This is a genomic window from Haemophilus parainfluenzae (genome assembly GCF_900638025.1).
Taxonomy (GTDB): Bacteria; Pseudomonadota; Gammaproteobacteria; order Enterobacterales; family Pasteurellaceae; genus Haemophilus_D; species Haemophilus_D parainfluenzae_J.
On sequence record NZ_LR134481.1, the window covers coordinates 255,472 to 270,774 of the forward strand.

At 40.9% G+C, this 15,303-nt stretch carries 13 protein-coding genes; 4 read left to right on the forward strand and 9 right to left on the reverse strand.

Features of this window, described 5'->3' with window-relative positions; all coding sequences use genetic code 11:
- The first annotated feature begins 219 nt into the window (after positions 1 to 219).
- Positions 220 to 2,070, forward strand: a complete 1,851-nt coding sequence (typA, locus tag EL215_RS01290) for a translational GTPase TypA (protein WP_126469690.1) — start codon at positions 220 to 222, stop codon at positions 2,068 to 2,070.
- A gap of 86 nt (positions 2,071 to 2,156) precedes the next feature.
- Here the strand turns inward: typA and rdgC are convergent, their stop codons facing one another.
- The gene (gene rdgC / locus EL215_RS01295; RefSeq protein ID WP_126469692.1) at positions 2,157 to 3,068 is read right to left on the reverse strand and encodes a recombination-associated protein RdgC; all 912 of its coding nucleotides are present in this window, start codon (positions 3,066 to 3,068) and stop codon (positions 2,157 to 2,159) included.
- A gap of 68 nt (positions 3,069 to 3,136) precedes the next feature.
- Here rdgC and proC point away from each other — a divergent pair, with 68 nt between their 5' ends.
- Genes proC through xerD form a run of 3 tightly spaced genes read left to right on the forward strand, consistent with a single transcriptional unit; the run spans position 3,137 to position 6,008 of the window.
- A complete protein-coding gene (gene proC, locus EL215_RS01300) occupies positions 3,137 to 3,952 on the forward strand; it encodes a pyrroline-5-carboxylate reductase (RefSeq protein ID WP_126471971.1) in 816 nt (271 codons plus the stop codon).
- The gene (locus tag EL215_RS01305) at positions 3,952 to 5,112 is read left to right on the forward strand and encodes a 3-phenylpropionate MFS transporter (protein WP_126469694.1); all 1,161 of its coding nucleotides are present in this window, start codon (positions 3,952 to 3,954) and stop codon (positions 5,110 to 5,112) included. The genes proC and EL215_RS01305 overlap by 1 nt, the downstream gene beginning before the upstream one ends.
- A 2-nt stretch (positions 5,113 to 5,114) precedes the next feature.
- Positions 5,115 to 6,008 (forward strand): site-specific tyrosine recombinase XerD, encoded by an 894-nt coding sequence (xerD, locus tag EL215_RS01310; RefSeq protein ID WP_126469696.1) that lies wholly within the window; start codon positions 5,115 to 5,117, stop codon positions 6,006 to 6,008.
- 58 nt (positions 6,009 to 6,066) lie between these two features.
- Here xerD and EL215_RS01315 read toward each other — a convergent pair whose 3' ends face one another.
- The 8 genes from EL215_RS01315 to oapA all read right to left on the reverse strand — a co-directional run bounded on the left by EL215_RS01315 (position 6,067) and on the right by oapA (position 15,265).
- Positions 6,067 to 7,197, reverse strand: coding sequence for a glycerate kinase (locus EL215_RS01315; protein ID WP_126469698.1), 1,131 nt, complete (start codon positions 7,195 to 7,197; stop codon positions 6,067 to 6,069).
- A gap of 14 nt (positions 7,198 to 7,211) precedes the next feature.
- On the reverse strand, positions 7,212 to 8,468 hold the full coding sequence (locus tag EL215_RS01320) for a GntP family permease (protein ID WP_126469700.1): 1,257 nt from the start codon (positions 8,466 to 8,468) through the stop codon (positions 7,212 to 7,214).
- A 114-nt stretch (positions 8,469 to 8,582) separates the two neighbouring features.
- Entirely contained in the window at positions 8,583 to 8,939 is a 357-nt protein-coding gene (locus tag EL215_RS01325; protein ID WP_126469702.1) for a diacylglycerol kinase, read from the reverse strand.
- Positions 8,940 to 8,959: 20 nt separating this feature from the next.
- Complete coding sequence (relA, locus tag EL215_RS01330; RefSeq protein ID WP_126469704.1) at positions 8,960 to 11,209, reverse strand: GTP diphosphokinase; 2,250 nt, start codon at positions 11,207 to 11,209, stop codon at positions 8,960 to 8,962.
- A 102-nt stretch (positions 11,210 to 11,311) separates the two neighbouring features.
- Complete coding sequence (gene rlmD, locus EL215_RS01335; RefSeq protein WP_126469706.1) at positions 11,312 to 12,622, reverse strand: 23S rRNA (uracil(1939)-C(5))-methyltransferase RlmD; 1,311 nt, start codon at positions 12,620 to 12,622, stop codon at positions 11,312 to 11,314.
- Positions 12,623 to 12,658: 36 nt separating this feature from the next.
- Positions 12,659 to 13,363: a DNA repair protein RecO gene (gene recO, locus EL215_RS01340; RefSeq protein WP_126469708.1), complete on the reverse strand. Its 705-nt coding sequence runs from the start codon at positions 13,361 to 13,363 to the stop codon at positions 12,659 to 12,661.
- A gap of 32 nt (positions 13,364 to 13,395) precedes the next feature.
- Positions 13,396 to 13,776, reverse strand: a complete 381-nt coding sequence (locus EL215_RS01345; RefSeq protein WP_049357942.1) for an MliC family protein — start codon at positions 13,774 to 13,776, stop codon at positions 13,396 to 13,398.
- A gap of 103 nt (positions 13,777 to 13,879) precedes the next feature.
- Positions 13,880 to 15,265, reverse strand: coding sequence for an opacity-associated protein OapA (gene oapA / locus EL215_RS01350; RefSeq protein WP_126469710.1), 1,386 nt, complete (start codon positions 15,263 to 15,265; stop codon positions 13,880 to 13,882).
- Between the last annotated feature and the right edge of the window lie 38 nt (positions 15,266 to 15,303).

The following is a 15,303-nucleotide window of genomic DNA, read 5'->3' on the forward strand; positions in this document are numbered from 1 at the left end:
TCTTTATAAAAATTAAAAGAGCATTATAACGCAACCGCTTGCTTTTTTCATAAGATTTATTTTATGCCCTAGCATAGCAGAGTAACGAAATATCGTGTATAATTTTTGCCCTTTCGAGATTCTCGTAGGGTGAGTTTTACTCGCCAATTTAAACTACTTGGACTATTCGGTGGCATAAAAATTCCACCCTACAAAACTTAAACATTAAGAACGTAATAAATGAAAAACGACATTGATATTAATAAATTGCGCAATATCGCAATTATCGCTCACGTTGACCATGGTAAAACCACCCTCGTTGACAAACTCCTTCAACAATCCGGTACATTTGAATCCACTCGTGGTGATGTTGATGAACGCGTAATGGACTCAAACGATCTTGAAAAAGAACGTGGCATTACCATTCTTGCAAAAAATACGGCAATTAACTGGAATGATTATCGTATTAACATCGTAGATACCCCAGGACACGCTGACTTCGGTGGTGAAGTTGAACGTGTACTTTCTATGGTAGATTCTGTACTTTTAGTCGTGGATGCCTTTGATGGCCCAATGCCGCAAACACGTTTCGTAACTCAAAAAGCCTTTGCTCACGGTTTAAAACCAATTGTTGTTATCAACAAAGTTGACCGTCCAGGCGCTCGTCCTGATTGGGTTGTGGATCAAGTATTCGATTTATTCGTTAACCTTGGTGCAACCGATGAACAATTAGACTTCCCGATTATCTATGCATCTGCATTAAATGGTGTCGCAGGTCTTGAACATGAAGATTTAGCGGAAGATATGACCCCATTATTTGAAGCGATCGTTCAACACGTTGAACCGCCAAAAGTGGAACTTGATGCGCCATTCCAAATGCAAATCTCACAATTAGACTATAACAGCTATGTGGGTGTTATCGGTATCGGTCGTATCAAACGTGGTGCTATCAAACCAAATCAACCTGTGACTATCATTGATGGTGAAGGTAAAACTCGCCAAGGTCGTGTGGGTCAAGTATTAGGTCACCTTGGTTTACAACGTTATGAAGAAGATATCGCTTATGCGGGTGACATCATTGCAATTACCGGTTTAGGTGAATTAAATATTTCTGACACCCTTTGTGATATCAATGCGGTTGAAGCCTTACCTTCATTAACCGTTGATGAACCAACTGTAACCATGTTCTTCTGTGTAAACACCTCTCCGTTTGCGGGTCAAGAAGGTAAATATGTGACTTCTCGTCAAATTCTTGAACGTTTAAATAAAGAGTTAGTTCACAACGTGGCATTACGCGTAGAAGAAACACCAAACCCAGATGAATTCCGTGTTTCTGGTCGTGGTGAATTACACCTTTCTGTATTAATTGAAAATATGCGTCGTGAAGGTTATGAACTTGCGGTTTCTCGTCCTAAAGTAATTTATCGTGAAATCAACGGTAAAAAACAAGAGCCTTATGAGCAAGTGACTATCGACGTAGAAGAGCAACACCAAGGTTCTGTCATGGAAGCATTAGGTATCCGTAAAGGTGAAGTTCGCGATATGATGCCAGATGGCAAAGGTCGTGTACGTTTAGAATACATCATCCCAAGCCGTGGTTTAATCGGTTTCCGTGGTGAATTCATGACGATGACGTCAGGTACAGGTTTACTTTACTCCAGTTTCGATCACTACGATGACATCAAACCAGGTGAAATCGGTCAACGTAAAAACGGTGTACTAATTTCTAACGCAACCGGTAAAGCATTAGCTTATGCGCTATTTGGTTTACAAGAGCGTGGTAAATTAATGATTGAAGCTAACGTAGAAGTTTACGAAGGTCAAATCATCGGTATTCACAGCCGTACAAATGACTTAACCGTAAACTGTTTACAAGGTAAAAAACTCACCAATATGCGTGCTTCAGGTAAAGATGATGCCATCGTATTAACTACACCGGTAAAATTTACACTTGAACAAGCCATCGAGTTTATCGATGATGACGAGTTAGTGGAAGTGACACCAGAATCGATCCGTATCCGTAAAAAACTCTTAACGGAAAACGATCGTAAACGTGCAAATCGTACGACAACCAGTACGAGTACTCACTAATTAAAAACGTGCGGAAATTTGACCGCACTTTTCAACAAACAAAAGGCGAACATCATGTTCGCCTTTTGTTTTATGATTAAATTAAACTAACCTAATCTGATTTTCTCACCACCGAATTCATCGAGTAAATTTTCTGTCAGCTTAGATAAAATACCCGTCATTAATACAAAATCAGCATCAAAGCGTTGCGCATAATCTTCTTTTAAAATATCCGCATTTTTCTCACGCACGGCATCAGCAAATTTTAAGCGTTTGAGCGTGCAATCTTCATTAAATACAAAAGTCAGTGTGTCTTCCCATTCCAATGCGAGCTTACTCACCACTTTTTTGCCATCTTGTAAAAGCGCGAGAATCTCTTCATTTTCTAAAGGCTGTTTTTTGCAACGGATCACGCTGTCTTCTTGGCTTCCACGAAGTTCAGCCTCTTCTAATGCCACCAACCAATGCGGGATTTTTTCCTGCACAATCCAATCCGTTAAAATGATTGAAGGTTCATTGGCAAAAGCCAAGGGTACAACGGGTAATGAACCAAGGGATTTACGCAATAATGCTAAGGCATCTTCTGCACGTTTACTGGATGCCGCATCAACATGAACAAGATTATTTTCGGTATCAATCCACACGGCAGTTTGCTGATTTTTAGTGAATGCACGTGGTAATAAATTCATCACCACATCATCTTTTAACGTTTGTTTTTCCGTTTTTTTCAATTTACGGTTTTCTTTTTGCTCAAGGTTTTCAATGCGTTCATCTAATTCACGTTTCACCACATTCGCCGGCAACATTTTTTCTTCTTTTTTCGCAACCAATAAAATGTGTTTACCGACTGAAAAATGTAATAATTCGCTGTCTTTCAAGGGACTCGCCCAACCGAATTTACTTTGATCTTGTGAGCCACAAGGATGAAATTCACAATCTGACAACTGACGTTGCAATTCATTAAGATCCCAATCTAAGGGCTTAGTCAGTCTATATGACATTAAATTTTTAAACCACATCGTAACACTTCCTTCATAATAGGGTAGAATACGCGACATTGTAGCCCATAAACTCACGGGAAAAAATGATGCAACAGAAATTAATTGCCTTCATCGGCGGTGGCAATATGGCACAAGCCATTGTGTTAGGCCTATTAAAACAAGGTTATCCAGCCGATAAAATTATCGTTAATGATCCTAATGAAGAGAAACGTGCTTTTTTTGCTCAATATGGCATTTCCGTTTCGACAGACAACGAGCAATCCATCACACAATCTCAAGTAGTCTTATTTGCCGTTAAACCGCAAGTCCTCGCTGATGTTTGCAAGCCATTAAGTGCGGTTGATTTTTCTAACAAATTAATCATTTCTATTGCTGCGGGGATTTCGACCATCCGATTAGCCGAATTCATCCCAACAGCAAAATCCATTGTTCGTGTCATGCCAAACACGCCTGCATTAGTAGGTGAAGGCATGGCAGGCTTATTTGCCGATAAAAACACGCCTGAAACTGACCGCACTTTTGCGGAAGATTTACTTTCTGCGGTCGGACAAACCACTTGGGTGACGGATGAAGATCAAATGCATGCGGTCACCGCGGCATCTGGCAGCAGCCCTGCTTACTTCTTCCAATTTTTAGAGGCTATGCAACAAGGCTTAATAGAAATGGGTTTAGATGAAAAGCAATCTCGTGAGTTGGTACAACAAGCCATGTTAGGCTCGGCGAAGCTGGTGATTGAAAATCCACAAACGGCCCTTTCGACTTTACGAGAAAATGTCACCTCAAAAGGCGGTACTACGGCAGCTGCGTTAAATGTATTTAATCAACATCAATTTAACGACATCATTAAACAAGCGATGCAAGCCTGCATGGCACGCTCACAAGAAATGGAAAAATTATTCTAATGCAAGTTCGTCCTTTTACCTGGCTCACCCTGAGCTTTTTTGGTTACTATTGTGCCTACGGTGTATTTCTTCCCCTTTTCCCAGCGTGGTTGAAAACGCAATCTTATAGTGAAGAAAGCATCGGTTTATTGCTGGCCTGTGGTTATATTTTCCGTTTTAGTGGCAGTATTTTATTTTCTGGCTTGATAAAACGCGTTTCTCTTTTAGTGAATGGCTTACGTTACTTAGCTGTTGCCAGCGCTATCACCATGGCGTTAATCGGGCTCATGTCGCATAATTTCTGGTTATTATTTATTGGACTTGCCTTGTATTCCATGGTGAATGCGGCTGGCATGCCGATTGGTGATAGCCTCGCCAGCACGTGGCAACAACAAATTCATTTAGATTACGGCAAAGTACGCTTAATTGGCTCCTTTGCATTTGTTGTTGGTGTGATGGTGTTTGGGTATTTAGCCGGGATGATTGGTGAGCAATACATCACATGGATGATTACGGGCATACTTATTTTCTATAGCATTGTGCAATTACTTCATCCCAATCCAATGCCACAAGATGAGCCACAAAGTGCGGTCGAAAATTCTGTTGGATTTTTAGGCTTACTCAAAAATAAAACCACCCTTCGTTTATTTATTGCTATTGCACTGATTCAAGGATCGCATGCTGCTTATTACTCATATAGCACTATCTTCTGGACAAGCCACGGTCATTCTGTTTCCGATGCGGGCTTATTTTGGGGAATCAGCGTATTAGTAGAAATTGTCGTCTTTTTCTTCTCCACCCGATTATTCAAAAATTGGAGCATTACTGCCCTTTTCTATCTCACAGGCATCGCTGCTATCGTACGTTGGCTTGCTTTCGGTTATGCCGACACCTTTGTTGAAATCGTTTTATTGCAATGTTTTCACAGCCTCACTTATGTGGCTGGGCATTACGCGACTGTGCGTTATATCACGACTCAACCACAAAACCATATTGCGAAATTACAAGGTTTATACAATGCCTTAGCAGGATGTGCCGCCATTGCCATTTTCACTGCACTTTCTGGCGTACTTTATCCAATTTCGCCAGTTTATGCTTTCAGCTTAATGGCTGCTTTTGCATTCATGGGTTTATTTATCACTCCGCGTGGCGTGAAAGCCTTTTTGGTACATAGAGTGTAAACATGAATAATCTCACGCTAGTCGATTTGTTCTTGAATGAATATTGGATTGAAAAAGGATTGTCTGAAAACACCGTGCAGTCTTATCGTCTCGATTTGACCGCACTGTGTGATTGGTTGGATAAACAAAATTTATCTCTCGAAACCCTCGAACCATTAGATCTGCAACAATTTCTAGGCAGTCGTTTAGAGCAAGGTTACAAAGCCACCAGCACTGCGCGAATGCTGAGCGCGATGCGGAAATTATTCCAATATTTATATCGTGAAAAGTATCGTACGGATGACCCGAGTGCTGTACTGAGCTCGCCTAAACTACCAAGCCGTTTGCCTAAGTATTTAACCGAGCAACAAGTCACGGATTTATTAAATACGCCTGATGTAGAAATTCCGCTTGAGTTACGCGATAAAGCCATGTTGGAATTACTTTACGCCACAGGATTACGTGTTACGGAATTGGTCACGCTCACTATTGAGAATATGAACCTGCAACAAGGTGTCGTGCGTGTGATTGGCAAAGGTAACAAGGAACGCATTGTACCAATGGGAGAAGAAGCCGCATTTTGGGTGCGACAATTCGTGCTTTACGGTCGTCCTATTTTGCTTAATCGACAAAGTTCTGATGTGGTCTTTCCAAGTCAACGGGCTCAGCAAATGACTCGCCAAACCTTTTGGCATCGTATAAAACATTATGCGGTGTTAGCGGGAATCGATACAGATGCCCTTTCACCACATGTTCTCCGTCATGCCTTTGCGACACATTTAGTGAATCACGGTGCAGATCTCCGTGTTGTGCAAATGCTCCTCGGACACAGCGATCTCTCCACCACGCAAATCTATACTCACGTAGCTAAAGAACGCTTGAAACATCTCCATGAACGATTTCATCCGAGGGGATAAGATCAAAAAGTGCGGTCATAATTCATTACGTTTTATGACCGCACTTTGTATGAAAACATTATTTTAATGACAACAATCTTGCCACATTTTGAGCCGTCGAAATCAAATTCTGCTCGCCTTGCTTGAGAATTGTCGGTAAATCACCCAGATTACGGATAATTGGGAATACCGCATCAATGCCATGTTCATACACCACTTCATAATCCTCACGTAAACAACCTACGATTGCGATGACTGGCTTATTAAATTGTTTCACCGTGCGCGCCACACCGATTGGGGTCTTGCCTAAAATACTTTGTGCATCCATACGGCCTTCACCAGTAATGACTAAATCGGCCTCTTTAACTTGCTCAGCGAGTTTCAAATTATCTAAGACAATCTGCACACCAGCTTTGAGCTGCACATTGGGTAAAAGTAATAAACCTCCGCCCATACCACCTGCCGCCCCTGCGCCTGGTTTTTCTTGAATTTGTTTACCACAATCCCGCTCGGCAATTTTAGCAAAATGGGCTAATGCAGCATCGAGTTCTTTCACCATCTCAGGCGTCGCACCTTTTTGTGGACCAAAAATTGCAGAAGCGCCTCGTTCACCACAAAGTGGATTATTTACATCACAAGCCACTTCGATTTTCACGTATTGCAATCGAGGATCTAAATCAGTCATTTGAATTTCAGCAATTTTAGATAATTCTGCGCCACCAAAGCCAATGGATTGACCATTTTTATCCAATAAACGTAAGCCTAATGCTTGCAGCATACCCGCGCCACTGTCATTTGTGGCACTCCCACCAATGCCTAAAATGATATGTTTTACGCCAAGATCAAGGGCTTGCTTAATTAGCTCACCCGTACCAAAACTGGTGGTTTGACAAGGATTGCGTTTATCCATTGGAACAAGATGTAGCCCTGATGCAGCCGCCATTTCAATAATCGCCGTTTTACCATCGCCCGATAAACCGAAAAAGCTTTTTACTTGATTGCCTAACGGTGCAGTGACTTCTGTTTCAATCAGGCGACCTTGAGTAGCATCCACTAAGGATTGCACGGTTCCCTCACCACCATCTGCCATCGGTAATTTCACATATTCGGCATTCGGGAAAATTCGTTTAAAGCCTGTTTCAATTGCATTTGCCACTTCGAGCGCTGTTAAACTTTCTTTAAATGAATCCGGCGCAATCACAATTTTCATATGCTCTCCTGACATCAATAAAACACACCGAAAATGAGCGTAGAAACGGCGGTCATAAGCAAACCGATCGCACTTTCATAAGGAATCAGTTTTAAGCGTTCTTTCATATTCATATTCACACTGCCGCCAGTCGCATGGAAGAAAGAACCGTGTGGCATATTGTCGAATACGATAGCCCCTGCGTGGATCATGGCGGCCGCTGCAAGGCTGCTTACACCCAGTTCTAATAATGTTGAGCTAAATACATTGGATGCGACCGCTGTGCCTGCCGTCGTTGATGCTGTCGCAAGAGACATCAATACACCAGAAATCGGTGCGAGAATATAAGCAGGTAAGCCAGAATCCTTTAAGCCTTCGATTAAGACATCTTTCATACCCGAGTTACCAATAATGCCGGCTAAAGCACCGGTACCGAGCAACATAATCGCCACCGGTGCCATTTTGCCTAAACCACTAATTGCATAGCTATTCGCATAGCGAAGTTTTCCCATACATAACGCACCAATTAAACCACCTAGAGGTAATGCAATGAGAGGATCGACTTTAATGTCCGCCAATGGACGCAGCGCCAGTAATAAGATGGCCACTAATGGTGCAGCAAGTGCGGTCAAAAATGAGGGTAAATGTTGAGAATCAACGGCAACGCTCTCTTGTTCGGATACAAAAGAGCCTTTATTTTTTAAACGTTTCGCTAAGAAATAGGTTAAGGCTAGCCCAAAGATCCCAGGAATAATCCCCGCTACCATTACCGACGTTAAAGGCAGATGAAAGGTATCTGCGGCAGCAATCGCATTGGGATTCGGCGACATCAAGTTTCCTGCTTTACCCCCACCAATCATCGCCAATAAAACGGCTGATTTTGATAAATTGGTGCGACGAGCTAACGCCAGTGCAATCGGGGAAACCGTAATAACGGCCACATCAATAAACACGCCAACAGCGGTTAAAATTAATGTGGCTAAGGCTAAAGCCAATAACGCTCTTGCTTCACCGAGTTTGTGTGTAATAGTTTCAGCAATCGTGCTGGCCGCCCCCGATTCAATGAGCACACCTGCCAGTACCCCCGCCGCTAAAATTCGCATAACAGCTGTCGTAATACCCTGGGCTCCACCGATCATTAAGTTCACCGTTTCGGATAAATCAGCGCCTCCAACTAGCCCCCCTATCAAGGCTCCCGTCAACATGCCATAGACTGGCGAGACTTTTTTCAAAATGAGAAAAATAGCCACAATAAGCGCAACTAATGCACCAAAAGACGAAACTGTTGTCATAAATACCTACTTATATCCAATACCGCTGAAGTATATAAATGTTTGTGTATATTATACAAAAACGGCTTATGTAAAACACATAAGCCAACATTTTTACTTAAAATTGACCGCACTTTAGAAAAATAAAATACTTCCCCAAACAACGGCAACGATGCAAAGTGCAATAAATACCGCTGCTGAGCCCTGGTCTTTAGCTCTCCCTGAAAGCTCATGGCGTTCTTCACCGATACGATCCACCACCGCTTCAACTGCACTATTTAACAGCTCTACTGCCATCACGAGTAAAACCGATGAAATCATTAGTGCGATTTCAATTTTAGTGTCACCGAGCCCAAATGCGAGCGGAATCAGAATGCACGCAAGAAAACATTCGTGGCGAAATGCGGTTTCATTTTTGAATGCACTTTTTAAGCCTTGTAAGGAATATCTTGTGGAGTTAATTAAATGGGTTAATCCCGTGGTTTTATACATAAAAGTTCCTATGTTGCAATCTATAAACGTTTTGCTTCGATAACGTCATCTAACTTCTCTAATCTAGCCAGTATTTTACTTAAACTTTCGACATTTTTCAGTTCAATTTCCATATCCATCGTTGCTACTTGTTTTTTTGTATCGGCACGACTTGAAACACCTAGCACACTGACTTTTTCATTCGCCAATACAGTGGTAATATCACGTAATAAACCATTGCGATCACTCGCTATAATACGAATATTAATATGAAAACCTGCTGCATAATTATCCCCCCAAATAGCATCCACTACACGTTCAGGATGAACGACTTGTAATTCAAGGAATTGTTCACAATCGCTACGATGAATAGAGATACCTCGCCCCACAGTAATGTAGCCTGCAATTGCATCGCCTGGAATAGGTTGACAACAACGCGCCATGTGATGCATCAAATTGCCTACACCTTCAACAATTACATAACTTTTATTCTGTTGTTGTTCTGCTTTCTGTTGTGCCTTTTGTTGTGCGGTATTCGCGCTTTTGCTCGCAACATGACGAAGAATCTCTTGATCAGCCTCTTCTGCCGTCACTTTAATCAGCCGACTTTGTAAGAAGTTCATCAACTGATTTAAACGAATATCTCCACTACCTATACCCGCATATAAATCTTCTAGATTTTTTAAGTTATAACGTGGTAAAGCAAGCTGTTCTACTTGTTTTAAGCTGATATTCAAACGAGCAAGTTCATTATCTAACAGCTCTTTACCCGCTGGAACATTTTTATCGCGATCTTGTTTTTTGAACCAGGCTTGAATTTTCGCACGTGCTTTTGACGTATGGGTAAAACCTAAGTTTGGATTCACCCAATCTCGGCTTGGATTTGGATTTTTCTGTGTGATGATATCCACTTGCTCACCCATCTGTAGGTGATAAGTGAATGGTACGATACGTCCCCCAACTTTTGCGCCAATACAACGGTGTCCAATTTCACTGTGGATCGCATAAGCAAAATCAAGCGGTGTTGAACCCGTTGGTAAATCCACGACTTCACCTTTCGGTGTAAACACATAGACTCGGTCATCAAACACTTGGCTACGCAATTCGGCCATCACTTCGCCAGAATCTGTAATATCATCTTGCCATGCAAGTAATTTACGCAACCAAGTGATTTTTTCTTCATAAGCAGAAAGACTACCTGTCGTTCCCTCTTTGTATTTCCAGTGTGCTGCAACCCCAAGTTCCGCATCATCATGCATTTGTTGAGTACGAATTTGCACTTCAATCGGCTTGCCGCCTTTACCTAATACGACGGTATGAATAGATTGATAGCCATTCGGTTTTGGATTGGCGACATAGTCATCAAATTCTTTTGGTAAATGTTTAAAATGAGTGTGCACGATACCAAGCGCGGTATAACAATCCTGCAATTTTTGCACGATAATTCTGACCGCTCTTACATCATATAAACCACTGAATTCCAAATGTTTCTTTTGCATTTTTCGCCAAATACTATAAATATGTTTTGGACGACCGTAAACCTCAACCTGCTCGATATTTTCTTTTAAATAACCGGTTAATTCTGTTACAAAATCAGCAATATATTGCTCACGGTCTAAACGACGCTCGTGCAATAATTGAGCAATATTTCGATATTGTTCTGGATGTAAATAACGGAAGCAGTAATCTTCAAGCTCCCATTTTAATTGACCGATACCTAAACGATTTGCCAACGGGGCATAAATATTGGAACATTCTTTCGCTGCTAGCACTTTTTCTTCTTCGTAAACATGATTTTCTGCATTACGAAGAAAGGTAATACGTTCAGCAAGTTTGATTATCACGCAACGGAAATCATCTACCATCGCAAGGAGCATTCGGCGCATATTATCTACTTGAGAGGCATTAGCAGAATGACTGGCGTTGAGCTGACGAATATTATCCATCTCTTCTACGCCTTTGAGTAGTTTAGTGATTTTTGGACCGAAATCTTCTTGAATTTGTTCCCAATCGACGAGTTGGTTGGCCACTAATGGAAATAGCATCGCAGTGAGCAAACTTTCACTGTCCATATTCATTTCATGCAGGATTTCCACCATTTCCACGCCGGATTGCAACGTAAGAATTGCATTTTTCATTTGAGCTGCGTGTTCAGCCATCTTAGCTTGAGCATAATACCAGGCATTAATTAGGGATTTTTCAGTTGAAGTTAGAAGTTTAAGGCTCGAACACCATTGTTCGATCACAAAATCTTGCGGATTTGATAAGTGAGAACCACGAACTGCAACCATAATACCCCCTTGTTGATGAATATGGCTCGGCGACATCCTGTCAACCGAGTTGTCTTTTTTAAGACAACAAAAAAGCCTGATTATTCTATCAGAATTTATAGCTTATTTAAGAAATAATGTCACCGACTCCAAATGGCTGGTATATGGGAACATATCAATCATGGACGTTTTGATGATACGATACCCGAAAGAGCGAAGTATTTCTGCATCTCGTACTAAAGTTGCGGGGTTGCAAGACACATAGAGAATTTTTTCTGCACCAAGCTCACATAACGCATTTAGTGCAAAAGCCGCACCGCTACGAGGCGGGTCGAGAAGAATTTTATTGAAATGTTGTTTTGCCCAAGGCTGTTCTGAAAAAGCTTGGTCTAAATCGGCTTGATAAAATTCAACATTCTCAATGTGGTTAAACTGTGCATTCGTTTGGGCTTTTTGCACCATATCAAAAACACCTTCAATTCCAACCGCACTTTTCACGCGTTTAGCTAAAGGCAACGTGAAATTGCCCATACCACAGAACAAATCTAAAACATGCTCATCCTGATTCAAATCAAGCCAATCTAAAGCAGTCTCAACCATTTGCTGATTTAAGTGAGTATTTACTTGAATAAAATCGCGGATATCAAAAGATAATCGAATATCGTCTAACGCATAATAAGGCATTTCACCATACACAAGTTGGATACCTTGATCATCTTGTAAAAACAAATTCACAGCATTGACGCGTGCAAACTCGAGCAACAAAGTGCGGTCAGTTTCGGCTAAATTTCCTTTATAGCGTAACAACATAGCTACGCCATTCTCAGCAGAAACCAATTCAATATGTCCTAATTGTTTCGGGGCTGAATATTGCACCCAAAGTGCGGTCAATTTTGGGATAAGATCATTAATTGCTTGCTCTGCGACTAAGCATTGCTGAATACTGACTAACTGATTGGAATTTTTCTGACGAAACCCCATTTCAATAGTTTTGTTTTTCACATTCCACAGTAAACTTAATCGTACTCGACGACGATAAGCCCATTGTTCGCCACAAATCATGGGCATTAATTGAATAGGCTCTGCTTGCAATTTACTTAAACGAGAAAAAAGGGCTTTCTCTTTGGCTTTACGCTGCATTTCTACCGGAATATGCTGGCCTTGGCATCCACCACAACCCCCATAATAACGACATTGTGGCTCAACACGCTGATTACTCTCTTGTAGCCATTTCTGTACAGTCGCTAATCCATATTGACGTTTTTCATCGGTCACTACCGCTTCCACTTTTTCCATTGGCAAGGCATTTTCAATAAACCAGGTTTTACCTTGAATTTTGGCGACACCTAGCCCTTGATAATCTAAATCCTGAATTTCAGCGACGATTTTTTGTGTGGTTTTCTGTTTTTTTTGTGGAGCGTAAAGTAAAGCCATGATGGTGTTTTAATCTATTTGTATCAAAGAAAGGGATTATTTTAAATAAAGTACATTTTGCGTAAATAATTCTCGGCTTTTCAGCGGTTTGTCACCTAAATAAGGTTTAAGTGCGATGCGAGTAAAACGTTTTGCCGCTTGTAAAACTGCCTCATCGGTGAATTCTAAACGGTCAAAGGCGAGTAGATCTCGACCATAAAAAGTCAAGTTATCTTTCACCAATGAAGCGATAAAACCCTTTTCCGCACGGTATTGGTAAGTCATCGATTCATCCACTGGCAAACCTGAGCCAGCACAATGCAAAAAATCAATACCATAACCTAAGATTTTAAGTAAATGAAATTCAAATAAGCGTAATGTAGGTTCGATCTGTGATTCAATCGCTAAACCTGTTAAGCATTGTAAGTAATGCCGAAAAAGCTGTGGATTGGCTGTTTCTGGCTCGATCACTCGCGTAATCAGCTCATTTACATAAAACCCACTGTATAGAGCCGTCTGTTGTAAAGGTAATGTAATCGCAGCCGGCTCAGCTTTGGTGAGTGTTTTTAATGCGCCTTTCCCCGACCAACGTAGAAGCAATGGCGTAAAAGGCTGTAAAACAGATTTCCATGCAGAACGTTTCGCTCGTGCACCTTTTGCAATAACCGTCAAACGTCCTGTTTCCTCCGTAAATAAATCCACCAAAAGACTGGTTTCACTATAAGGACGACGATGTAGCACAAAGCCACGTTGGAAATCCATAAAGAATGACTTACCTGATTTTAATTCATTTGCTATTTAACACAGCGTTCCGCAAGTACTTCGCCTACGCTAGTTTGTAATTGGCTGAAGTCATCACGTTCCTGCCAGTACCAACGAATATTCGCATAATTTCTACCTCGTTCCGAAATCACGCGCATTAGCTTTTCAGTTACACCATTAAAGGTTACTGTTACTTGACTTAATATTTTTTTACTCTTTTTTTTCTGTCTAATATGCATCACGCTCACTTCTTTATTTCCTTCACACAGATAAACTGTTACTAATCCCTTTTGAGATTTCTTATCAAGCGTTTGGACTTTCATTTTTTGTAAAGTTGGTTGATTTAAGACCATGTTTTGGGTACAAGCTGATAACCCAACTACGGTCAAAATTAAAATTAATTTTCTTAACATAAATATTATTTCCATAAAAATTTTTATCATTGCTCACTTCATAAAATGAACAGAGATAAATAATCTTATCTAGAAAAATGGGCGATTGCTCGCCCATTAAAAATTATTTTTTATATTGATATGAACCATCAGATTGACGAATAAACTTACTTCCATTCGATAAACGAAGTTGATTCACACGTCCTTGACTGTTCAATAAAACCTGTACTCTATCACCAGGTTTGAAACTGCTTAAGACATTACCTGCCCCTGGTGCTTTAGTCATCGCATTCACATCAGCAATATTCAATTTATTATCACGGAATACTTGCATCAGTGAAACCCCTTGCGGCACAGTTAATGTTTTTGTTGCACCTGTTGAAGCAGTTTGAGCTACTGGTTCTGCAGCTTTCACTGCCTTGTTGGTTGCGGATTTCGCTTCCACAATTTGAACTTTAGTTTCTTTAGTCGCAACAGGTTTAGCTTCTTGAATTTTAACTTGCTCTTTTCTTACCGTTTGAGTCGGTTGAGCGCTCGCTTTGTCAGCTGATTTAAACTGTTTTTTCTCTTGAACAACTTGTGTCTGTTCACGACGTGGTTCTGCTTTATGCTCAACCGTTGCCGTATGTTTTTCTACAGCTGGTTGTGCAGTTTTCACTAGATCTTTAGCTGCTGTTGGAGCAACAGTTGGTTGGGCTGGAGCTTGTATTGCAGGTTGTTGAGCAACAGTTTGTTGTGCAGGCTCTGCAGTTTGTGATTTAGCGGCATCTGCTTTATCAGCTACATATTCCATTGCTGGAGGTGTATCTGATTTAGCATCATTTGCGGCTTGTTCCGTTGTTGCAGGAGCCGTAGTATTATTGTTATCTAATACTGTAGTTTCAACTGGTTGAGACTGATCCAATGATTGGAATTGAACTGGTATTTCATTACCATTTTGTTGTTCGAAAGACTCCACCGTATCTGAATTTGGTTTTAGAGTGAAGAAAATGATCAGTAATACCACTAAACCCAAAATCGCAATAAATAAACGACGATGTTTTTCTGGTAACATTTGTAGAACCTTCCATTTTTCAGGTGATTTCAAGCTTGCTGCAGCAGCGGCTGCTGGTGCAACTGTTTCAGCTTGAGTTGTCACTTCTTCCACAATCTCTTCTACAGGAGCATTTTCAAAAATCACTTTTTCTTCCGCTACGTTTTCTACTTGAATATTTTCAATAGACTCTTGAGTTCCGAAAGCACTTGATGGCGCTGACTGTTCAGCATTTTCACTTTGAAATGCTTGAGCTGGTGAAAAAGGTTGGCTTGCTGCCGCACCAAAAGTTGGTTCGCGACGAACATGAAATTGCGTATCTGGTTGTTCTTTTTTACCAAAAAGGCCTTTGGCTTTATCAAAAATTGAGTCACTTGATTGAACCCGTTTTCTTGGTGTAATAGCGTCAGAATGATTAAGTCCTAAATCTAATTCATTTTGAGATGAATTGTCATTAGATTGATTTTGCTTATCCACGATGTTACCTCGATTTGCTAAACTAAAGATCACACAAA